Annotated in this window: 12 protein-coding genes; 3 read left to right on the top strand and 9 right to left on the bottom strand. The window is 57.8% G+C overall.

Features of this window, described 5'->3' with window-relative positions; translation table 11 throughout:
• Positions 1 to 54 precede the first annotated feature (54 nt).
• Together E9954_RS05625 and E9954_RS05630 are read right to left on the bottom strand one after the other, a co-directional pair.
• Positions 55 to 2,028, bottom strand: coding sequence for a LamG-like jellyroll fold domain-containing protein (locus E9954_RS05625; protein ID WP_136078235.1), 1,974 nt, complete (start codon positions 2,026 to 2,028; stop codon positions 55 to 57).
• 138 nt (positions 2,029 to 2,166) lie between these two features.
• Positions 2,167 to 2,949 carry a PEP-CTERM sorting domain-containing protein gene (locus E9954_RS05630; RefSeq protein ID WP_136078236.1) on the bottom strand — a complete coding sequence of 261 codons (783 nt, stop codon included), beginning with the start codon at positions 2,947 to 2,949 and terminating at the stop codon, positions 2,167 to 2,169.
• Positions 2,950 to 3,120: 171 nt separating this feature from the next.
• Between E9954_RS05630 and E9954_RS05635 the strand changes: the two genes are divergently transcribed.
• On the top strand, positions 3,121 to 3,708 hold the full coding sequence (locus E9954_RS05635) for an RNA polymerase sigma factor (protein ID WP_136078237.1): 588 nt from the start codon (positions 3,121 to 3,123) through the stop codon (positions 3,706 to 3,708).
• 2 nt (positions 3,709 to 3,710) lie between these two features.
• Positions 3,711 to 5,756 (top strand): serine/threonine protein kinase, encoded by a 2,046-nt coding sequence (locus E9954_RS05640; RefSeq protein WP_136078238.1) that lies wholly within the window; start codon positions 3,711 to 3,713, stop codon positions 5,754 to 5,756.
• Here the strand turns inward: E9954_RS05640 and E9954_RS05645 are convergent.
• Positions 5,728 to 9,648 (bottom strand): sialate O-acetylesterase, encoded by a 3,921-nt coding sequence (locus E9954_RS05645; RefSeq protein ID WP_136078239.1) that lies wholly within the window; start codon positions 9,646 to 9,648, stop codon positions 5,728 to 5,730. The two genes, E9954_RS05640 and E9954_RS05645, sit on opposite strands and share 29 nt — an antisense overlap.
• 134 nt (positions 9,649 to 9,782) lie before the next feature.
• On the opposite strand from E9954_RS05645, the gene E9954_RS05650 reads away from it, so the two are divergent.
• Entirely contained in the window at positions 9,783 to 10,382 is a 600-nt protein-coding gene (locus E9954_RS05650) for an RNA polymerase sigma factor (protein WP_168442001.1), read from the top strand.
• Between the two features lie 13 nt (positions 10,383 to 10,395).
• Here E9954_RS05650 and E9954_RS05655 read toward each other — a convergent pair whose 3' ends face one another.
• The 6 genes from E9954_RS05655 to E9954_RS05680 form a co-directional block, all read right to left on the bottom strand.
• On the bottom strand, positions 10,396 to 12,444 hold the full coding sequence (locus E9954_RS05655) for a serine/threonine-protein kinase (protein WP_168442002.1): 2,049 nt from the start codon (positions 12,442 to 12,444) through the stop codon (positions 10,396 to 10,398).
• A 75-nt stretch (positions 12,445 to 12,519) separates the two neighbouring features.
• The gene (locus E9954_RS05660) at positions 12,520 to 13,272 is read right to left on the bottom strand and encodes a PEP-CTERM sorting domain-containing protein (RefSeq protein ID WP_136078242.1); all 753 of its coding nucleotides are present in this window, start codon (positions 13,270 to 13,272) and stop codon (positions 12,520 to 12,522) included.
• An 81-nt stretch (positions 13,273 to 13,353) separates the two neighbouring features.
• The gene (locus tag E9954_RS05665) at positions 13,354 to 19,011 is read right to left on the bottom strand and encodes an Ig-like domain-containing protein (RefSeq protein ID WP_136078243.1); all 5,658 of its coding nucleotides are present in this window, start codon (positions 19,009 to 19,011) and stop codon (positions 13,354 to 13,356) included.
• Between the two features lie 122 nt (positions 19,012 to 19,133).
• Positions 19,134 to 19,844: an SGNH/GDSL hydrolase family protein gene (locus tag E9954_RS05670; RefSeq protein WP_136078244.1), complete on the bottom strand. Its 711-nt coding sequence runs from the start codon at positions 19,842 to 19,844 to the stop codon at positions 19,134 to 19,136.
• Positions 19,841 to 21,595, bottom strand: coding sequence for a glucoamylase family protein (locus E9954_RS05675; protein ID WP_168442003.1), 1,755 nt, complete (start codon positions 21,593 to 21,595; stop codon positions 19,841 to 19,843). Before E9954_RS05675 ends, E9954_RS05670 begins: the two co-directional genes overlap by 4 nt.
• Positions 21,592 to 22,323 carry a carboxylesterase family protein gene (locus E9954_RS05680; protein WP_136078246.1) on the bottom strand — a complete coding sequence of 244 codons (732 nt, stop codon included), beginning with the start codon at positions 22,321 to 22,323 and terminating at the stop codon, positions 21,592 to 21,594. The genes E9954_RS05675 and E9954_RS05680 overlap by 4 nt, the downstream gene beginning before the upstream one ends.
• Between the last annotated feature and the right edge of the window lie 19 nt (positions 22,324 to 22,342).

Genomic DNA, 22,342 nt, shown 5'->3' on the forward strand with positions numbered 1-22,342 from the left:
AAGAGGGCTGGCGGGTTTTCCGCCAGCCCTCGGTTAAACTGTTTCCGTGTGGTGCTATTCGGCTTCGACCTGGAAGAACTCCGCCGTGTTGGTTGTTTTTACGTAGATGACGAAATTGCTGCCATCGGTGGAGCTGAAGTTCAGGTTGGATACCGCGTAGGTTCCTCCGGCGCTGTCGGAGTGGGCGACCGGATCCCAGACACCATCGGTCAGGTTGGTTTGCGCTTTGGGACTGTACGCGCTGCTATCGGAACCCGCTTCGAGCTGCACCACCATCTTGAGGGTGTTCGATGGTGCGACTTCCGAGTCTACGATGGTGGCGGGTTGGTGGCCTGCCGAGCCTCCGGCGGGATCGTTGCTGTCGCGCAGGTTGATGACCTCGTTGCTGGTCAGCGCATAGTTCATGATCCACACTTCATCGATCAGGCCGTTAAAATACCCTCCAAAGCCGATGTTGTTTCCATCGTGTCCAATCCGGTCGAAGATCATGGCGGTGTCATCGGCGGAGTCCCAGGGCGGGGACAATTCGACCCCGTCTTCATAGAACGTCAGGTCACCGCTTCCTGCCGGAGTGCCTGCCGCGGCAACCACCAGATGGTGCCATTCGCCAGTATCGATGGCGGTTGGGCTGTTGGAGGTTGTCCATGTATTCGCGTCAGTAGAGTTGCCGGCCCGGAAGTAATAGGTCCGGTTTGTTCCACCACCGGGGTTGTAGGTCAGCGTATTGTTCTGAAGGTTGTCGCCGGCCAGTCCGGCTGTGTTGGTGGCAGAAGCGTTGTACCAAAGCGAGATGCTCCAGCTGTCTTCCGTGGAGAAAACCAAATCTGAAAATCCGACATAATTTGAATCAACCGAGCCAGCCAGAGAGAGGCTTCCTGTGCCGAACATGCTGCTGTTCGTTATCGAGGCCACTCCGTTTGTGTTTTCGTAGCTGCCATCGTTACCGTTCCCCGAACTGTCGGTCAGGTCGGTGTCGAAAGTGTAGTGCAATAGTGCCTGCTCCTTGGTTACTGTAATCGACACCGTTGCAACATCGCTCGTTGTGGCGGAGGTGACGGCCTTGTAGGTGAAGATTTCGACGCCGAGGAATTCGGGGTCCGGCTCATAGGTGAAGGAGCCGTTTGTGCTGAGGTTCAGGACGCCATTGGCGGCATCGTCCACCAGCAGGGCTGAGAGATCCAGCGAGCCCGTGTAGGTATCGTTATCCAGCACGCCGGGGGCATCGACCGATAAAACGGGCGTGATATCTGAGTACATTTTGTAGGCATCGGCGTTGGCGATCGGCACGGGTTCACCGCCGGCGGGCTGGGCTTCCATGCGATAGGCGTCGACATAATAGTCGATGACTTTACTGGTGTTGTAGGTAAATCCCCCATATGTCGTACCGGAAGGAACTGCAAAGGTGGCATCATTTCCCGCATGGTTTTCCAAGATGTTCGTCGTATAGCCGGTGTCGTAGGAAAATCCCCAGGTATAGTTGCCGTTTGAACTGTCGATGGTCGCGGAGAACGTGAACCCATCCGCCAGTTGATAAACGGTTGAAGGGCTGGTGGAGTCCAGGTCAACCCAGCCGCTCCCGCTTGCTTTCTGAAGTTTTACGTAGTCTCCCTGGAATACGCCAAGGCGATATCCAGTCATGGTGCCGGCCGTAATCGAGGCGGCGTCGTTGGTGTCTGACAGCAAGACCAGTGCAGCGTAGTTGTTGGCATTTACGGCCTGCAAGGTGACATCAGCGGAAACGTAGCCTGAAAACGTGTATATTGGATCCGAGGCCAGTTCTGCGGTGATATCCGTTACGAAGGAGTTGTTGTCCGCTCCGCTTGAAGTTTTGCGAAAAGCTCCGGCCCCTTCGTTTGCTCCATCCGTTGTGGCCATCACGACGAATCCGTTGGTGTTGCCTTCCCATGTCAGGTCGGGAAGTGCTGCATTGGTGTTGTTGAAGTTGTCGACCACCTCCGCCCGGGCTCCTAGTCCTAGCCAAGCCATAGATGTTGATATAAGTGTAATTGCTATCGATTTCTTTTTCATCTGACTCTCCTCGTTGACTCCTGTTGTTTTGACTCCTGTACTATTTCCCTGCACCTACTGTGCTTTTTAAAGCAAGCGCTTACAATATACAAGAAAATTGCCCCTGATTCAACCGTTTCAGAGTCATCGCTATAGTTCTTAGATCGTGAATTTACGCCGGATCCATAGAAGTCCGGCGCCTGATCCTAAAATGAGCGAAAGTGTTGCCGGCTCCGGGATGGCGGCCATATTGTAGGCATCGACATAGTAGGTGTCTGCTGTACTGACGACATAGGTGAATCCGCCATAGGTCGTTCCGGCGGGATCAACAAAGGCGGTATCGGTTCCGCTATTATCTTCGGCAATGGTGTCGGTGTAGTTTCCGGTCACATATCCCCATGAATAGTTGCCGGTTGCGCTGTCAATCGTGGCTGAAACATTCCAGCCATCCTGGAGTGCCAAACCCGACGAGGGTCCGGCTTGCAGGGTAACCCACCCGGCGCCACTCGCTTTTTGAAGTTCTACCTGATCGCCCGCGAATATGCCAAGGCGGTATCCATTCATGGTGCCTGCGGTGATGGCGGCGGCATCGCTGGTGTCCGACATAAGAACCAGCGCGGCATAGTTTGCAAAATTTACCGCGCGCGTGGTGTCGGCTCCAATATAGCCCGAAAACGTGTAAACCGTATCCAGCGCCAGCTCGGCGGTGATATCCGTTACAAAGGAGTTGGCAGCGGCTCCTGTTGAGGTTGTCCTAAAGGCACCGGTTCCTTCGTTCATGCTGCCAGTTGTCGCCTCGACACTGAATCCAGTGGTGTCTCCCGTCCACGTCAGATCCGCCGCTCCGCCGACATTGTTGAAGTGATCGATAACTGCCGCGCCGGCCCCTGTGGCGAAACCCCATATAGCGCAGGTCAAAATGGTTAGAATGGTTTTGTTCATTGGTTTTTCCCTCAGTTAATACTTAGGCTTTGCCGAACGCCGAACCTTAACAGCCAACTTCCATTTTTTTTCATTATCGCAGTATCGGTGTCCGTGCTTGATAGGCCGGACTTGACGAGAAAGTGCTTACATGGGACATTTTCTTTGCACAAAATCAGGGCTGGATAAAATATGGCTGATACCTATTTAACACGACAAACCCTGTTAGGGCGGGTGCTGAAAGAGAATGCTGAGGAGGCATGGGAGGAATTTGCGTCCATCTATCGCCCGTTCGTGTTGATCCTGCTGCGTCGCCTCGATATCCGTTGGGAGGAACAGGAGGATATTGCCCAGGAGGTGATGGTGAAAATTCTCAAGGACATTCAATCATACAATGGGAAATCGAAGTTCCGCACCTGGTTGATGACACTGGTGCGCAATACCGCCTACAGTCACTTGACCAAAAACAGCCGACTCAAGACCCGCGAAGAGAAATATGCCACCGACCCCACCGGACCGATACCAGAGCAGCACGATTTTGAGGAAATGTATCAAAAGCAGTGGGAGGCCTATATCTGCACGGTGGCATTTAAGCGCATCCAACCCAAGTTTACCGGCAAGGCGGTGGAAGTTTTTCAGATGACGATGGACGGCCAGGATGCCGACAAAATATGCCACAAACTGAAACTGACCAAGGAAACGGTCTATTGCCTGCGCACCCGGGTGAAGAATGCCTTGATCGATGAAGTGGCGCGTCTCTGCCAGCAGATGGAATTATAGTCATGGATCATGAACCAAAATCCGATCCCTCCGATGCCGAGATCGACCCGGCGCTTTCGGTCTTCTATTCACTGGCCAAGGAGGAGATCCCGCCGCACGAGCGTTCGTTGCTGTATAATGAAGTCCGAACCATCGGACAACGCTATTGCGACCATGTTAAAATTGCATCCGGCGGGCTCAAACGCATCAGCAAGGTATACGATCGCAAAACCGGACGGCACGTGGCCTTCGCTAGCCTGCGCGATCCGCAACGTAAGGAACTCTTCGATCCCTTCCTGCGTGAGGCCCGCCTGACCGGCGCGCTTCATCATCCCAACATTATCCCTGTTTACGATCTCGGGCTGGATGAAAACGGCGAACCCTTTTTCATTATGGAGCTCAAGACGGGCAATACCCTCGCGCAGATCATCACGGAAGGACACAAGGGGAGTTCCAATAATCGGAGCCTCGACGATCTGCTCGGCATTTTCCTGAAGATCTGCGAAGCCATGGCTTACGCCCACTCGCGTAATATCCTTCACCTTGATCTCAAACCCGAAAATATTCAGGTCGGTGAGTTTGGCGAGGTGATCATCTGCGACTGGGGTCTGGCCAAGATTATCAGCACCCCGGAAGATGTTGCCACTGAGTACATGGAAGCCGCCGCCAACCCCGACCTTGTCAACACGATTACCTTGAACGGCAGTGTGAAAGGCACCCCCGGCTATATGGCTCCCGAGCAAGTGTCCAGCTCGGGAAAAAAGAACTATACCACCGATATCTATGGGCTCGGAGCCATCCTCTACAGCATACTCGCGGGCAAGCCTCCACTCGAAGGCGAAGTTAAAGAGGTGCTTGAAAAAACGCGCAACGGCACCATCCGTCCGCCCGCGAAGGTTGATCCGGATGTGCCGGAGGCACTCAGTGCCGTGGCCATGAAGGCGATGCGCAGCGATTGCGAGCGGCGTTACCAATGCGTGGAGCATTTGATTTCCGACATCCAGAAATACACCCACGGCTTCGCTACCACCGCCGAGAACGCGGGAATATTGAGACTGGTCGGGCTGCTCTATAATCGACACCGGGCCTTTTTCATCTCAGCCGCCCTGGCATTATTGGCATTTTCGGGCCTTTCAGCGGTCTACCTGTTCCGCTTGTCGCACAGCCGGGCCATTGCCTTGGAAGAACGCAACCGTGCCCGGAATGCGCTGGAAAAAATGGTCGAGGAACAACGCGTCAGCGAAACCCTTCGCGGGAATATCGGCCGGACCGCCCTGGATGCTGCGAACCTGTTCTGGAAAGAACCCATTCAGAATCCCGCCGCAACGCGTAAACTTTTCACCGGTGCCATTGCCGAGCTGGATCGTGCGTTGGAACATGAACCCGACAATGAAATGGCTTGGGCCCAGAAGGGGTTCATCTGTTTTTTAATGCAGCGGTTCAGCGAAGCTTCGGAATGTTTTGCACAAGGGGAGGGAGTTTATTCCGATCTGAAACCGTTGTGCCGACGCTATGCGGAAATGAAGTCTGATGAGTTCATGACCTCTAAGCGCTTTGCCGAGCTTGTTGCGGATGTCGCCGGGCTAAGTAGCCGCCGGAGTACCATCGTTGAACTGTTGCTGCTGTACGATTTCTCCAACCAGGGGATAAGCGACTCCCATATCGATAATGTACAGACTGTAATTGAATCCCTGAATCCGGAATGGCGGAAGCCTGTTTTTATTTTCAGCCGCCGCGAGGGGCGGTTACTGTTGGGCGGCGATGGGCTGAAAACCCTTCATTTGGCGCGGCACTACGGCTCAGGAAAAAATATGCTTCGCACCCTTCGCCTGAAGCATCTGGAATTTGCCGATACGGATCTTTCCGACCTCCGTCAGCTTTGCTTTCTTCCGGTTGGGTCGCTCGATATCAGCCAAACCGAGATCCATTCCCTGAAGCAACTCTTTACCTTGAAGTCGCTGATCGAACTTACCATCCGCGAAGGCCAGTTTTCGCCACAAGAGTTGAACTCCATCCATGGGAGTATCAACGTCATCACTCTCAAGGATGGCTCAGAAAACCTTTTATGACGGTTTCAAGGCGGCCGTCGCCGGCGAAGGGGGCGAGGCCGTGGTTGGCACCGATGAGCTTGACCATGGTCACGTCGCCGCTCAGGTAGCTGTAGGAATAGATCTCGGTATCTTCGAGCACGCCGGAGGCATCGGGGATCTGCGATCCGGTATATCCCATTTGTTCGGCCCAGTAATAGAGGCTGTCCTGCGCGTGGAGAAAGGTGTAGCCCGCAACACCGGAACCGCCGGCATAGGGAACGGTGGTGTCGGCGGTTCCGACTACGCTGAGGATGCGGCGGCCGGTCGCCGGCTCGATGGCGGTGTTGTAGGCATTGCCGCCGGTGGGGTCGTGCCAGAAAGTATCGTCGTGGTGCTGCGAAGCATTCAGCTGTCCCGCGAGCTTGATGCCTTGCTGGAAAAGGTCGCCGGAAAGTTCGATGAGCAGTCGGTTGACGAGGGCACCGCCGTTGGAGCTTCCGAGGATGACGATGTTGTTGGTGTCGACATTACCATAGGAGCGCAGCTGCAGGATGAGGTCGCGCATAAAATCGACGTCGGGGGCGAGGGACGGTTCATTTTCAACATTCCATCGGTTGTTGTAGCCCTGCGGGCCGATGCGGATCATTTGATTGAGGTAGCTGTAGTTGTTGGCAAAGTTGGAGTTTCCGCCGGCACCGTGCAGGGCAATCAGCACGGGGTGCGGGCCGGGGCCGGAAGGAATGCTTACGGTGGCGGTGCGGGGGTAGTCGGTTTCCTCCGACCAGGTCTGGATAACGTTCAGGGTCGTGCCATCCGCAAGAAGGGGGATGACTTCGCTGGTATTGGTGCTGACGGTTACTCGACCGAAACGATGGGTGGCATTCGCGATTGGAATGGGGTCGTCCACCACGACCCGTTCCCAGTTGGCGTTGATGGGCGAAACGGATTCGGTCGATGTTGCATCCAGCCAGCTCGTGGTCAGGTCGTTGGAAAACTGGACGGTATAGGTCAGGTCCACCGGCTGCGTGCGCCGGAGATATTCCACGCGCCATCTTCCCTGAGCCGGGAGTTCCCAATAGGGCAGGCCTTTATTTCCAATGGTTGGAACCATGGGCCGGGCGTCATTCAGGGTTGGGTCGAGGTTGAAGGCATATTCCACGAGGAGCGAGGCACCGTCGCCATCGTCAATCGGATTTTCGGCGAGGCCGTTTTCGATGGCCCAGTTTTCGTAGGTGATACCGTCGAGAGAGCCGACCACCGATGCGTTGTCGAAGAATACGAAGCCGGCGGTTCCTGGAGTGATCTTCGATACGGTCAGGATCAGGCGTCCCTTGACTGCGCCTCCGGGCGCGGTGGCCGTTCCAGCGAGTGGCAGCCAGGTATCTTCCGGGGCGTCGGCGGCGAGTTCGTCCAAAACGGTTTCAGAGCCGATCACTGCATTGGTGCTGTCGAGCCACGCCACTTTCATAACCGCCTGCCATTGGTTGGTGGGACGGTCGGTCATGGCATCGACCGCAAAGTTGTATTCCTCTCCGGCGGAGGCATCGAAGTCCTGGTAGGCAAAGGTGTTTGCCCAGCGGTTAATCAGAGCTTTGTTGCCGCTTCCGACAATGGGATAGGCGCTGTCGTCGGTCAGCCAGGTGTTGCGGATATCGCCATAGGTTGCAATATCGCGGTTCCAGTAGGGAACCTCGAATGTAGTGGGCATCCAGCCGGTCACTGTTCCGGTTTCAAGGTCGCGGTTTTGCAGAAGCTCGCCGTGGAACGGCAGGGGGCGGACGCGGCGCAGCATGAATGCGTTGGCGGGCAGTCCTTCGGCATTCATCAGGTTGGGTTCGGCAATCTCGCTCCAGGCAAAGCGCACCCATTCCGGTTCGGCTACCGAGGGGGCACTCACCAGAACGGTGTTGCCTTCCACAACGGCGGTAGCGGAGGTGTAGGCCTGATTCTCGCCGGCAATCTCGAACCAATCCAAAGGTTGGCCGTTGCGTGCGGCCAGCCCGCTTCCGGTGTGCTCGAACGAAACGCGGATGGAAGCGCCTTCACGGTAGGCGGCGGTTGCCATGGGGCTGGCATGAACGAGGCTGGTTTCGCCGTAGACATTGTGGCGCGCCCAGCGGGCGAGGCGTTCGCCAACGGGGGCCTTGTTTTGCGGATGAATGTTGGTGATGTCGGAAACATCGGTGATGACCGCCATGCCGGAGTTGGTGATGGTTTCCATCGCCGCGGTTTGCGCGGCCCACATTTCGGGCAGGATATGGCTTTCGTGGGTGGGATAGTCATACGAAGCGAGCTGCACATAGTAGAACGGGAAATCGCCCTGGTTCCAGACGCTGCGCCAGTCGGAGACGAGTGTTTCCATCTTGGGGGTGTAGGCGCTGCCGTCGGCCACGTTGGCCTCGGCCTGATACCAGATGGCGCCGGTGATAGGCATACGGGTGTAGGGATGGACGCGCGAGTTGTAGAAGGTGTCGGTGCCCGGCGAGGTCAGGTTGACCGCCCACTTTTCAATGGTGGTTCCGCCCTGGGCCGATTTGATCAGGCCGATCGGAATGCCGGTGTGCTGCTGGAGGTTTTTGCCGAAATAGTAGGCGACCGCCGAAAAGTCTTCCACAACGTCCGGCGTGGTCTGCTGCCAGTTGGCGCGCGTGCCGAGTTCGTTCCATGGATTGGAATCGCTGGTTTGGGGCGTTCCGCAATAGCGCAGGTTGGGAACGTTGGCCGAGGCAATTTCTGCGGCGCTGTCGGTGGTGTTCAGCAACCCCCAGTCCATGTTGGACTGGCCGGAGCAGAACCAGACATCACCCACCAGCAGGTTGGTCACCAGCATGGTGCGGGTTCCGCTGGTGATGGTCATCGTGACCGGGCCGTTGGTGGTGGCCGGCATGGGGGGCAGGGTGAGCGACCAGTCGCCGTTGCTGTCGGATGTGGTGGCGGACGATTCGCCGGTACTCATGGCAACGCTGACCGCCGTGTTGGAAACCGCCTTGCCCCATACCGGGATGGGCTTGCCGCGCTGCAGCACCATGTCGTGATCGAAAATATTGGCGGTGTTCAGGTTTCCAATCACTGGAAGTGTGAGGGTGCGCGTGTCGGAGTGGCCGTGGCCATCGTCAACCGTCACAGTGAGTTCGTTATTCCCTGCATCGGAAAACTGCGGCAGTCCGCTCATGGCGCCGTTGGTGGAAATAGTGAGCCAGGCGGGCGCATCGATGGTGGTGAAGGTGAGCGTGTCGCCATCTTTGTCGTCGGCATAGTTGGTGAGGGTGTCGGAATAGGGGATGCTCTCGTTGATCGGCGCAAGTGTCAGGTCGTAGGGCGCGCTGATGAACGAGCAGGGGAGGTTTCCAATGCCTGGAACTCCGGTAACCGATGCGTTGTCGAGATACATGGACTGCCAATAGTTTCCTGCGCCCCGGTTGTTCACGTTCAGCATAATGCGCGCATAGGCTGTACCCGCAGGTGCTGTGGCGTTGCCCGTGAGCTGGGTCCACGTTTTTACGGGATCGTTCGGAACGTCGGCTTCGGCCACGGTGATGGTTGAGCCAATACGTGTATCCGATGAATCGAACCACTCCACCTGTATACGCGGCTGCCAACGGTTGTCGGTTTCGCCGGCGTTGTAGAATTCGATCGAAAACACATAATTCGAACCAGCGGCGGCGCTGAAGTGCTGGTAGATGGAGCAGGCGCCCCAGCGGTGTTGCAGCGCCTGGTTCCCTGTGCCGATCTGCCAATCGAGCGTGCCGTCGGTCAACCAGCAATTCCAGGCATCGTCCTGCCAAAGCTCGCGCCGCCACCATTTGCTCTCGAATGTGGCCGGCTTGTCATCCTGCGGCACACCGATCTGGAAATCGCCGTTGAGCAGCAGTTCGTCGCCATGGGCAAGTCCCGCCATGGCCAATAGGATCCAACACAGTATTTTTCGCATAACATTCCTTTTGGGCTTCAAGTAGAAAACTATAGCCGTTTGTCCCCGGAGAAATTGGACACCGCCAGGGCATTTCCTTGCGCTGGGGAAAACATCCGGTAATGTATACGCTTACAACGAGGAGTGGAAGGCAAATGGGACACACCTATGCAACACGAAAAACCCTGCTGCAGCGCGCGCGGAACCAGCGCGACGAGCATTCGTGGGCGGAGTTGGTTTCGGTCTACCGCAAATATGCCTATTCGGTGATCCGCAGTCTGAATGTTTCCGAACACGATGCCGAAGATATTCTCCAACAGGTGTTCCTGAAACTTTGGGAAAAGCTGCCGCAAATGGATCTGGACGAAATCGTACGATTTCGCTCATTGCTGGGGCGCATCACCAAGCATTGCACCATCGACTATGTCCGGCGTCGCAGCAAGGCGGCGGAAAAACTGCAGCAGGCGGCACAGGATGAAACCATACAATACCTGAAGGCGATCCAGCTTCCGGAAATCGACCGGATTGCGGAAGAGCGCTGGGAGGTGTTTCTGGCCACGCAGGCGTTGGACAACGTCGAATCCCAGTTTTCCGGCCAGGCGGTCACCGTGTTCCGCATGAGCCTCAATGGCCGCGGGGTCAGGGAGATTGCGCAGGAACTCGGGCTGGAGGAAAATTCCGTCTATCGCCTGCGCACCCGCGTGAAAAACCAGCTGGTGCTCGAAATCCAGCATCTGCGCAAAGAGCTGGAGTGAGAGGCTGCGGCAGTCAGGGCGCCGATACGATGTAGCGGGAGCGAAGCTCGTTTTGCGTTTTCTTATCGTAGAGGTGTAGGTCGATGGTCAGTTCCTTCAGGCTTCGCATGTAATTCAGGCGCAAGGGAACGACGTTCGGATGGGCGAGGTCGAGGCCGGTCATGCGCAGCCGTTTGGCATCGACCGTCGCCAGCTCGGTCATGCGGACGAGCGGTGTATCACTGATGTCCAGCATTTCCAGCGTACCAAACGGCGCGAGTATGTTCATTTTCCCCCCGCCCATGATGTCGAGGCGATAGCGTGTGAAGTGCATGCCCGATAGATCCAGGCGGTAGCCGCTTTCCCCCGGGCGTTTACGGAGTTTCAACGGCAGGATGTAGGCGTGCATGATGTCGTTGAGCTGGTAGAGCATAACGCTGGCGAGCGGAAGGTATTCTTCGGGTGCGATGTCGGGCCGCCGCTGCATGTGGTGGAAAAAGATATATTGCAGCAGGGGGGTCTGGTCGGGGAGGTAGCGGATGTAATCCTGCCGGATTTTAATCAGCAGTTCCGCCAGCTGCTTTTCCGGGAGCAGGTTGGAATCGTTCGGTTTCAGTTGCGCGTAGGTGTGGCTCAGTTCCTTGAGGGCGAGCATGCGGCCTGGCTTTTCGAGCTGCTCGAAGCACACGTAGGCGGCCTGGAATTTCTGGAGTGTGAAAAGCAGTGTGGCTTTGTTGCCCAGCAGTTGGTTGCGTTCTTCCGGTTTCAGCTCCCCGCGGAGCCCCTTGTCGAAAACGCTCAGCATAGTGCGCGCCTGGATCAGGTCGACGGAGGTGCCGGCGCGCTGGACCACATCGCCCAGCTCCGAATCCAACTGCTCGGAGCGTTCCTGTTCCGCCAGGAAGAGGATCAGGTTTTCTTTGGCCACATCCCGCTCGGTACGGATGCGCAATAATCCGCCCATCACCACCGCGATAAGTGCCGCCATGAACACCATGAGCAGAAATGCGCTGCGACTGTGGCGGCGGATCAGGAAGACGGTGCGCGTGGCAGGGCCGGCCTTTTCGGCCCGTGTGGTGAATCCGCTGAGATAGCGTTGGATCTCGGCCTGCAGTTGGGTGACGGAGGCGTAGCGCTTCGCGGGATCGAGCGCCAGAGCCTGCATGGCGACGGCGGCAAGGCTTTGGGGTCTGTTCAGACCCGGTTTGCGGTTCCGGGGTGGAATGATTTTTCCGGCCAGTGCATTGTCGAGAATTTCATTGGTTGACGAGCCCTCGACCGGCAACTCATGGGTCAGCAGCATGTAAAGCAGGCTGCCGAGGGCATAGATGTCCGCCGTTTCGGAACAGGATCCCGTCCGGCCCTGTTCGGGGGCCATGAAGCCGGGCGTACCCTGGATGGTTCCCGAAAGCGCCATGTCGTTGAGCAGATCACCGTCGAGCGTGTCGATATCGGTCGTCCCGGCCGTTCCATCCATCACTTTCGCCAGCCCCCAGTCGCATACAAAGACCTCGCCGAATGTACCGACGCGTATGTTTTCCGGCTTCATGTCGAGGTGCAGCACCTGCCGCGAATGGGCATAGGCGATCGCATCGCAGATTTTCTGGAAGATGCCCAGCAGGATGTCCAGCGGATAGTTTTTGCGGTATTGCGCGTCGCCGGCACGCAGGCGGTCGAGGATATCTTTGAGGCTGTCGCCCGGCAGGAGCTCCATGGTGAAGAACGGGATGCCGTCGGCATCAATACCGATGTTGTGGATCGGAACAATATTGGGATGGTCCAGCCCGGCGGTGAGCCGCGCCTCGCGCAGGAAATCCTCCTTCTCCTGCTCTGTGTCCCGCCTGACCGGGCGTGCCATCGCCACACTGCGGCCCAGGCAGGAATCATATATCCGGGTGATGGTCTTTTCGCCGCCTTCGGCAATGGGTTCGAGTATGCGGTAGCGCTCGGCCGTTTCCTCCAGGGAATTGAGGATCGGGGTCAGCGCCCGCCGCTCCTCCTCGGTGATGTCGCCGGCATCCGCGGCATACAGCGCCTTGAGCTCATCTTCCGGGACGGGGATTTTCTGCCGACCTTCATTCATGGCCGCCATCCTATCCGCCAATGCATGGGCTTGGAAAGGTTTGCCAACAAAAAACCGCCGGGCAGGCTGCTTCCATTACATCATGATCCGGCGGATGCCGATCAGGCCAACGCCTGTCATGGCAATCAGGCCCAGAGTGGCCGGTTCCGGGATGGTTGTATATTCGAACATCAGCGAATTGACGTTGGTACGGGTGGAGTTCTGGGACTGGACGATATTGTCTTCTGCGCCCGTCCACCAGCTATAGTCGTTGTCGGCATCGAGTGCGGTGACATGCATTTCCCAACTGGCGAGATTGGCTTTGCTCAGGGTGGAGAGTCCCGTGAAATCAGATATCAGCGTGTTGACATTGGCGCCCTGGGCGGTTCCCGTTCCATTGTGGATGATTGAGTTGGCGCTTTGATCTGAAAACTCGACCTTGTCCGCCGTGCCGAACAGCCGCATGTTTACGCCGGAAAATGAAAGGGTATCCAGGTTTTCGATGCCGCTGACAATGGATAGCGAGTAGGAGAGCGTTTCGTTGTCGGTTGCATTAACCGCGTAGGATCCCTGATCCAGCTCCCAACCCTTGATGCCGCCAACAACCCCGAGCGATTGTGCAAAAACGCTATTTCCCAGGTCTGCGGATGCATCGACCTCCAGACGGAACGTAATTCCATCCTGGAGCACATCGAAGGTCTGGGGGCCTGCGCCGGTGGGGCCTCCCGTCCATTTGGTTCCATCCCACGTGCTGAATAACACGCTTTCATCGAAGGTGACCACTGCTGCCTGCACGGCAAATACCTGTGCCAGGCCCAGCACTAAAATCATACCAACGCTTTTTTTCATGGATTATCCCTTGTTTTTATCGCTTAAGCCCATCAGCCGCACGCCGCTTCCGATTGTGGACACGTTTTTTTGATTTTTTTGCTACGGCAGCGAAACCCGGACGCGGCCGAAGCGGTTGGTGGCATCGGCGGTGTCGATTTCGTCCTCCACCACGATGCGCTCCCAGGTGCCGTTGAGCGGGGTAACGGTTTCCGCAGCCGCCGAATCAGTCCAGTTGCTCAACAGGTGGTCGGTGAACTGAACGGCATAATCGATATCCGTTGGCTGCTTCCGGCGCTGGTATTCCACTGCAAGTCCGTCCGTTTGGTCGAGCGACCATTCGGGCAGGCCCTGGGAACCTTCCAGGCCGGGAGTGCGGTTGAAGGCATAGTCGAGCAGATACCCGTCGCCCGCGACACCATACCAACTGCTCCAATCGGCATAGTTTGCGGTGGAGGGGGCCGGGGCCGGGAAGCCGGACAGGTAGATGCCCTCAATAATATTGGTGGTGCCGGGGCCGTCCACATCCCACGCCACGGAGGCATGGTCGATTCCGCCGCTCTCTTTGTGCAGCAGTTCGAAATAATATTTCTGCCCGCCGGTCAGGGCGGTCGGTGCCGACTGCTGGATGGCATGGCCCGTCCAGTCTTCGGGGGCGGGGCGGTCCCACGAGGAGCAGAGCTTCGACAGGTTGGCCGGGGTTTCGTCTGTGCTGAGCCAGAATTCCGAACGGGCGGAGGAGGAAACCCAGAAGGTGTAGTTTCCGTTGGTTGGCGGATGGAGGAAGCCGAAGATGCGCTGGCCATAGTTGTTGCCGACATCGCGCGGCGCATCGAGGCGGGAAATGAAGCCGGTTTCATCGGGGCTGGCCGGATAGTTCGACGACGAGGTCAGGTCACTCACCGAATAGCCGGAAATATTGTGCCACACTTCGCGGTTGATCTGTCCGGTGCCTTCGCCGGAAGACAGCACGTTGATTTCAACCGTGGTTTCGGGGCTGGTCTCTGTGCCGTCGGTCACGGCATAGGTGAACGTATCGGTTCCGGTAAAACCGGTTTCCGGCTCATAGATAAAGGCGCCGTCGCCGCGCAGCATCAGCGTGCCGTTGGCCGGATGGTTTCCAAGGATTGGAAGTTGAATCGGTAGGTGGCTGGAGCCTTCCATGTCGTTGGCGAGAATGCCGGAGGGTTCCACGTAGAGTTCGCCGTCCATGTGCAGGCCATACTGGTCCGCCACGGCCAGCGGCGGCACGAGCCGGAACGAGTTGGCCGGCAGTCCTGCGGAATTAAACAGGTTGCCGATGGCATATTTGCTCCAAACATAGCGGATGCCGATGGGGTTCGCGACCGTCGGCGCGGAAACCACTAGGGTATGGCCGTCGATCACGGCGGCGGCATTGGTGAACAGTCCGTCGGACCCGCACAGCTCGAACCAGGTCAGTTCGGTGCCGTTGGTGCCCATTGCCAGGCCACCGGCGGTTTCGGTGAAGTGCACGCGGATGGAGCTGCCTTCGAAATCGATGGAGCTGAACATCGGGCCGGAGTCGATGAGGTGCGACCAGCCATAGGTGTTTTTCAGCGCGCGCAGGGCCAGCCGGATGCCGGCGCCCGCCTTATTGCGCGGGTGCACGTTGGAGCCGTCGGAAAGATCGCTGATCACGACCATCTTGCTGTTGGGCAGCATGTTCATGATTTCGGTCTGCCCCTCCCAGAGGAGCGGGATGGCCGGATCTTCGGGATAGGTGAAGACGGTGGGATTCTGTGCATAGTAGAACGGGAAGTCGCCGACGTTCCAGAGCGAGCGCCATTCGGTGACCATGGAATACACCTTTGCCGCATAGGAGAATCCATCATCGCGGTTGCTGTCCCCCTGCCGCCAGATGGCGCCTTTGATGGGCATCCGAATGTAGGGGTGGAGCATGGCGTTGTAGAGCTGGTGCGACGCAACAAACAGGTCGTTGTCGGATTGTGCATTCGGCACATCCGACTTGCTCCACGCCTCGACCGAGGTGCCGGCATAGGCCGATTGGATCACACCGATCGGAACATCCAGGTTGGTGTGCAGATCGCGCCCGAAATAGTAGCCGATGGCGGTCATGTCGTCGGCGGAGTCCGGCGATATGACGCGCCACAGGGCGGTGTCGTCGCCTGGAACGAGCTGCTCGATGTCATCCTGCGGCGTGTCCTTGCCGATGATCGGGGTCTTGATGTAGCGGTACATCGGATAGTCGGCCATCGCGGCCTCTTCGGGGCCGCCGTCGGTGTTCAGGAGCTTCCAGCCCATATTGGACTGCCCGCAGGCGAGCCAGACATCGCCGATAGCGAGGTTGGTCAGCGTGACCGACGAGCCGGGAACGCTGGCGACCAGCGTCAACGGGCCGTTGGTGGCTGCCATGGAGGGCAGGGCGACCTCCCAGGTGCTGTTGGTTCCGACCACGGCCTGCACCGGCGCTCCAGAGCCCAGCGTAACGGAAACCGTTTGGCCGGCCGGACCCCAGCCCCAGACCGGGATGGGCAGGCCGCGCTGCAATACCATGCTGGAACCAAAGACCTTCGGCAGCACCACGGCGGGATAGTCGGGCTGCCCGATGACGACGCTGACCATGACGGTTGTACTGTTGACGGTGCCGTCGTGGGCGGAATAGGTGAAGCGGTCGGTGCCGTAGAAGCCGGCATCGGGCGTGTATAGGAACATGCCGTTGGTGGCCGCGAGGGTTCCATTCGGGGCATGGCTCACGATGGTGGCCGTGAGCGGATCGCCCTCGACATCGGTGTCGTTGGCAAGCACATCGAGAATCAGAGGGGTTCCGGCCGGCGTGGAATACAAATCGGGGTGCGCCACCGGCGGCGACTGGGTCGTGACTGCTTTCGAGAAGGTATCGACCGGCAGGCCTTCGATATTCATGAAATTGTGCGGCACGTTGCCGTTCCAACCGAAGCGTACGAAGGTCGGAGCCGGGACGGACGGGTGCGAAACAAGCACGGTGTCGCCACTGATCACGGCGGTGGAGTTGGTGAAGTAGATCTCGTCCGCACCCGCGAGCTCAAAGCTGTTCAATGCGCCGGTATCGCGGGAGGCCAGCCCGCTGCCAAGCGTGTCGGGATCAAAGTGGACGCGAACGGCGGAGCCGGTAAGCACAGCGGAGTCAAACAGCGGGCCGCTCCATGCGGCGTTGGTGGTTCCTCCGTATGCTTTTTCAAGTGCAAGAATGCCGAAGCGCAGCCCGACATCCTGTTTGTTGGCGGGGTGCACCTCGGTAATGTCGCCCGGTTCACTGAGATCGTTCAGGGAAAGAATTCCCGTGTTTGGAATGGCAAGTGTGCGGGTGAAGGCGTCCCAAAGGGTGGGCAGTTTATGGATGTTGCTACCGCGGTTGTGCGGCGCGACCTGCGCAAAATAAAACGGGAATTCGCCGACGTTCCATGCATTGCGCCAGCCGAGGATCATGGATTCAATTTTCTCTTGGTAGAGGGCAATCTGGTCGAGATCCTCGTAGCCGTTGCTTTCGCCCTGATACCAGATGGCGCCCTTGATGGGGAAGCCGGAGAGCGGATGGATCATGCCATTGTAGAGCTGGGTGATGCGGTCGTCGTAGGTGTAGCCGATTTCAGTACGCAGGTCTTCAGGCATCCAGCGCTCGACCCGGGTGCCACCGACTGCCGATTCGATCAGGCCGAGCGGAATGCCGGAATCCAGGTGCACCTTGCGTCCGAAGAAATAGCCGGTGGCGCTGAAGTTTGCCGCCGAGTTGGATGAGCACGCTTCCCATGAAGCCTGGGCCGATAATTCTCCGAGCGGAGCCGGTGCGTGCAGTAACGGCACATTCATCAGACGGATCAGCGGATGGTTTGCCGCCGCGATTTCGGCGGCCTCATTGTCGAGGTCGGGGTTGTCGGCACTCATCGGACGATCCATGTTGGACTGGCCGGAACAGATCCAGATATCGCCGACGAGCAGGTTGGTGTAGGCAAAGGTGCCGCGCGGGCCGGTGACGGTCAACGTGGCCGGGTTGGTGCTGGCGGTCATCGGATCGAGCCAGGCTTTCCATTGGCCGGCCGCATCGGTGGTGGCGTTGTTGGTCTGGGTGGCGAATGAGACTTCGATCTCTTCGCCGGGATTGCCCTTGCCCCAGACGGGGACGGCAAGGTTGCGCTGCAGCACCATGTGGTTGTCGAAGATGTTATCGACCGTAAAGTCGTTGTCGACCAGGATGGAGACGGTTGCGACTTCGCTTGTGAAGGAGCCATCGGTGACCTGGTAGGTAAAGGTGTCGGTTCCGATAAAGCCGGGGTCGGGCTGGTAGATGAATGCGCCGTTGGTGGAAAAGGCGGGCAGGGTGCCGTTGGCCGGTGGCGCGGCAAGGATGGCGGTGATGGCATCGTTGTTAATGTCGGTGTCGTTGGCCAGTACGCCGGGCGCGGCGTTGGTCAGGGCGAGTCCGGGAGTGGTGGCATAGCTGTCGTCGTTCGCGACGGGCGGCTGCGAATTGGCAAAGAAGGTATAGTTGAAAAGCAGCGAGTGTACGTTGGCGCGCGTGGCGGTGGATGTGGTTTCTGAGCCGTCGGTGGCATCGCTGTCGAGTGCGGTGGTTAGAATCGACCAAGTACCGAGGTTGTTGGTGCCGAGCGTTGCCAGTGCGGTGAGGTTGCTCACGAGCACGTTGCTGTTGGCTCCGGCGGCGGTGCCTGTTCCGTTGTTGGTTGCGGCGTTGCCGAGGTGGTCGGAAAAAGCCACTTTATCGGCCGTGCCGAACAGGCGCAGGTTGATGCCGCCGAAGGATATGGATTCGAGCATGTCGGCACCGCTGGTCACGTCGATGGAGAACGAGAGGGTTTCGTCGTCGGCGGGGTTGAGCGCATAGGAACCCTGATCGAGCTCCCACGGCTGGATGCCGGCATTCACGCCCAGAGACTGTGCAAACCCGCTGTTGCCGATATTGGTCAATGTTCCGCCGGCATACCCGTTTACCGTCAGTTGGAACGCGATGCCGTTGGTGGTGATATCGTAGATTAACGGGCTCGCGCCGGTGGCTCCGGCAAACTGGTTCCAGCCAAACTCGACCGTTCCCGGAACAACGACGGGAGGGGGCGTGGCGATGGAATATTCGAAAACCAGGGAGTTAATGTTGGCCCGGGTTGCGGTGGCGGTGGTTTCGGTTCCGTCGGTGGCATCGCTGTCGAGTGCGGTGGTTTTCAGCGTCCAGGTACCGAGGTTGTTGGTGCTGAGCGTCGCCAGTGCGGTGAGGTTGCTGACGAGCACGTTGCTGTTGGCACCGGCGGCGGTGCCCGTTCCGTTGTTCGTGACCGCATTGCCGAGGTGGTCGGAAAAGGCCACTTTGTCGGCCGTGCCGAACAGGCGCAGGTTGACGCCCGAAAAGGAGATCGACTCCAGCTGCTCCATTCCGCTGACGACATCCAGCGAAAAGGAGAGCTGGTTGTCGTCGGACGGGTTGTTGGTATAGGATCCCTGGTCGAATTCCCAGCCTTTGATACCGCTCGCGACACCCAGTGACTGGGCAAATACGCTGTTCCCCAGGTTAACCGGAACCGAGTTGGTTGCGGCATCCACGGTCAGCCGGAAGGTGATGCCGTTGGTTGCAATGTCGAAGGTCAGGGGGCCGGTTCCGCTGGGGCCACCCGTCCACTTGGTTCCATCCCACGTGCTGAAAAATACGCTTTCGTCAAAGATTAACGTCTCGGCCCGCGCCGTTGTTACTAGAATTCCACAGATGGCCAACAGGCCGAAAATGATCTTTTTCACGGTGTTCTCCCTTATCTTGTTGCTAAGTTATTCGCAACTAGCCGTGTGCCGGAGGCAATAGTGGACACTAAAACGGCCAAAGGTTTGGGAAAATCCAGTCGGGGTTCAGCCGGGGACGGGCATTATTCAGTTGTTTCTTCTGCTTTGAATTTGAGTTCGTTTTGGAGAAGGATTGGTTTGAGGGTGTCGCGCCAAATCTCGTAACCGGCGCGGTTCATGTGGAGCTGATCTTTTAGAAAGAGTTCCGGGTTTGGGGTTCCATCGGATAAAAGCATGGGCGAGGCGATGTCGACAAAGGTCATGCGGGCATCTTTTGCGCACTCGGCGGCGATCAGGTTGTTTGCCTCCTGCATGGTGGGCCAGAGATGTTGCCGTTTGGGACTCGGTTTGGCGGGGAGGATATAGAAGCGGCAGTCGGGCAGGGCGGCGTGTACTTTTTCAACAAAGGCCTGAAAGGTTTCAAATATTTTGGCCGGGGGGACTCCCTGGGCAACATCGTTGTCGCCTTCGTAAAGCACGATGGCGCGCGGTTGATAGGGCAGGACGATGCGGTCGGCGTAGTGCAGCACATCGTTCATGTTGCTGCCGCCGAATCCACGCTTGATCAGGGTGAGTGGTGCCAGGTCTTCTTCGATCATGCCGTGCCACATGCGCATGCTGGAGCTGCCGATGCACAGTACGGCACCCGCAGGCGACGGCGTGTTTCGGTCTTCGGTTTCGAACTGCATAATGGCTTTGTTGAACTTGGCCGGATCGGAGTAGGTTCCCGGTTTCGCGGCAAAAGAGTTTAAACTACTCAGTATGATGACGAGGTGGATTAATCGGGTTTTCATGGCTGGTTTATTATCCTGATTGAGTTGAGTTTAAGGTTGAGCTGATCTGCCAGAAGCCGCTTGTCGTTATAGAACCATGGATTGCGCCAGAATTGAATTTTCAGGGATGTGACGGCGGTTTCATCAATATGGATTCCAAGCAGGTTGTCGGCGTTTATGCGGTAGGTGGTTTGTTGTTTCCCGAGTTCAATGTGGGCGTAACGTTCCTGTTTGAAACGATCGATGAGCAGCACGCGCATCCAGCCGGGTGGCTCGGGGGTGGCCTCCTGGATTTCCAGATCGATCTCAATCTGTTTCAGGACGAAAAGATTGACGGGCGGGAATTTGAAGGTGGCGTGGGTGGGAGCAGTTGAACCTTTTGCTAGATAGTTGATGCCGACGGCGCCGGTTTCCAATGGTTGGAACCGGATATGGGCCGGTGCATCGGTGGAACAGTTTGAAAGCGGGAACTGGATGTTTGGTGAAATACTTTTCGATGGTTTGGGATCTGTTTTCCACGGAATCGCATCCCGCTGTTTCCAGGTTTGAAGCAGTTCCGGGCGCTGTTTGATGTGCGGTTTAAGCAATTGGAGTCCGTGATGGATGAGCGGATCGGATGCGTAGATTTTTCGGACGATGCCGTTGTGCAGATGGTTGGCGAGGGCAAGAAAGAGCATGCCCTGGTCGAGGGAGAGGTAGCGGTGGTCCCACTGGCCGGTTTTCATGTTGAAGGCATCGCGCAGTCCCCGGCGTTTTCCTTCGTAGCCCTTGGGTGGAACGGTTCCGTCGCGCTGAACCATTTCGCGCAGGGTGGCGGTGGCATGGAGCGGGTAGTAGTCGAGCATCAGTGCAACCGCGTGGGGGGTAACGACGTGTTCCGAGAGATAGCCGCCCTGGGTGTAGCCGCTGCCGGGCATGTAGCAGTTCGACCAGCCCCACAGGGGGTATCCGCGGCGTTGTGCCATCCGGATCTGCTGCCAGGCGAGGTTGCCGGCGGACTCGCCTACCTCGGTGTCGATTTCCGGCAGGAAGAGTCCATCCATGGCATGCAGGAACAGGCCGCCCATGCCGTAGCCGCGGCAGATGGTGCCATAGGGGGTATCGAGTGCCTGGCGATCCATTCTTGCCCAGACTTCGGGCGGGGCGGCCTTGGAGGCCACCATCATGAAGACCGCCGAGCGAGTGTCGGCGGTCAGCCAGAGGCGGCCCCCGCCGGTTGGAGCATCTTTATTGAAATCATAGCCCCAGCTCAGGGTGCCTGCTTCGGGATGATAGAGGCGGTTCCATTCAATGGCATCGAGAAAGGCGGTTATGCGTTCGGCCAGTTCCGGCCAGGTTCGGCGTGCCATAATCAGGCCGACGGCCAGTTTGTTGAAATCGGAGACCGCCATGACGCCTTCGGTCTTCTGATCCTTCAGATCCACCGGAATGAAGTTGGGCATGAAGCCGTGCATTCGCTTGCAGCCCTCCAGCGAGGTAAGGATTTTTTCGGCACGTTGCAGCGCGGGGGCGGAGCGGATCAGTCCGACTTCTTTGGCGGTACACAGCGCCGCGAGGTAGAGCCCGATGTTGGTGGTGTTGGTGTGCCCGCCGGGAAGCTGTGTATCGCGTGGAAACCCGGTGGTTGTGTCGAGCATGTCGTCGAGGCATACCCAGGTATCCAGGAGCAGGGCGGTCAGGAATTGTTCGTCTGTCTCGCGCAGGAGCGCGAAGGCGGTTCCCGTGCCCAATACCGCTGAGCTAGTCAGCTGACCAAAGGTTCTTCGATTCATTCCCCTTCCTTCGCGTGGGAAAGGAACCATTTGTAGAGTTCGGGGGTATTGTAAGCTTCGACCCAGGAGTTGTGTCCGGTTTCGGGATAGATGGTGAACTTGACGCTTGTGGAGCCTTTTTTCTCCAGGGCATCGACCATTTCCTGCGACATGCTGATGGGCACGACCTTGTCTTTGGCTCCATGGAAAACCCATATGGGCATATCAACAAGGCGCCGGGCCACCATGCGGCAGCCGCCGCCGCAGACGGGGGCAATGGCGGCAAAGCGGTCGGGATAGGAGGCGGCGAGCGCCCATGTTCCAAAACCGCCCATACTGAGTCCGGTCAGGTAGATGCGGGATTCATCGACGGGATAGTTAGCCACCAGCTCATCGATGAGTGCGTTCAGGGCAATGATCTTTTCGGGGTGCGACCACTCGATGTCTTTCGAGCATTGCGGGGAGGCGATGATGAACGGGAATTCTCTTCCCTTGGCAATCAGCATGGGCGGTCCGTTGCGTTTAACCAGTTCCAAATCGGAACCCCGCTCGCCGGCACCGTGCAGGAAGAGCATCAGCGGCCACTTTTTTCCAGAGGTTGGAACTTCTTCGGGAACATGCAGGAGATAGTCCAGCTCGGCTTTCAGTTGAATGGTCGTAGATAGTTTTTCGGTTTGTTGGCCTGCCAAGCTTATACACCCTGAGAGTGTCAGGCTGATGGTCAAGGCTGCGGCGGTTCGATGAATCATGTTCAACTCCTGTTAAAGG

The sequence above is a fragment of the Pontiella desulfatans genome (genome assembly GCF_900890425.1).
GTDB lineage: Bacteria > Verrucomicrobiota > Kiritimatiellia > Kiritimatiellales > Pontiellaceae > Pontiella > Pontiella desulfatans.

Coding starts and splice junctions, on each gene's coding strand:
- E9954_RS05625 (WP_136078235.1), bottom strand. CDS start 2,028: ATGAAAAAGAAATCGATAGCAATTACACTTATATCAACATCTATGGCT.
- E9954_RS05630 (WP_136078236.1), bottom strand. CDS start 2,949: ATGAACAAAACCATTCTAACCATTTTGACCTGCGCTATATGGGGTTTC.
- E9954_RS05635 (WP_136078237.1), top strand. CDS start 3,121: ATGGCTGATACCTATTTAACACGACAAACCCTGTTAGGGCGGGTGCTG.
- E9954_RS05640 (WP_136078238.1), top strand. CDS start 3,711: ATGGATCATGAACCAAAATCCGATCCCTCCGATGCCGAGATCGACCCG.
- E9954_RS05645 (WP_136078239.1), bottom strand. CDS start 9,648: ATGCGAAAAATACTGTGTTGGATCCTATTGGCCATGGCGGGACTTGCC.
- E9954_RS05650 (WP_168442001.1), top strand. CDS start 9,783: ATGGGACACACCTATGCAACACGAAAAACCCTGCTGCAGCGCGCGCGG.
- E9954_RS05655 (WP_168442002.1), bottom strand. CDS start 12,444: ATGAATGAAGGTCGGCAGAAAATCCCCGTCCCGGAAGATGAGCTCAAG.
- E9954_RS05660 (WP_136078242.1), bottom strand. CDS start 13,272: ATGAAAAAAAGCGTTGGTATGATTTTAGTGCTGGGCCTGGCACAGGTA.
- E9954_RS05670 (WP_136078244.1), bottom strand. CDS start 19,844: ATGAAAACCCGATTAATCCACCTCGTCATCATACTGAGTAGTTTAAAC.
- E9954_RS05675 (WP_168442003.1), bottom strand. CDS start 21,595: ATGAATCGAAGAACCTTTGGTCAGCTGACTAGCTCAGCGGTATTGGGC.
- E9954_RS05680 (WP_136078246.1), bottom strand. CDS start 22,323: ATGATTCATCGAACCGCCGCAGCCTTGACCATCAGCCTGACACTCTCA.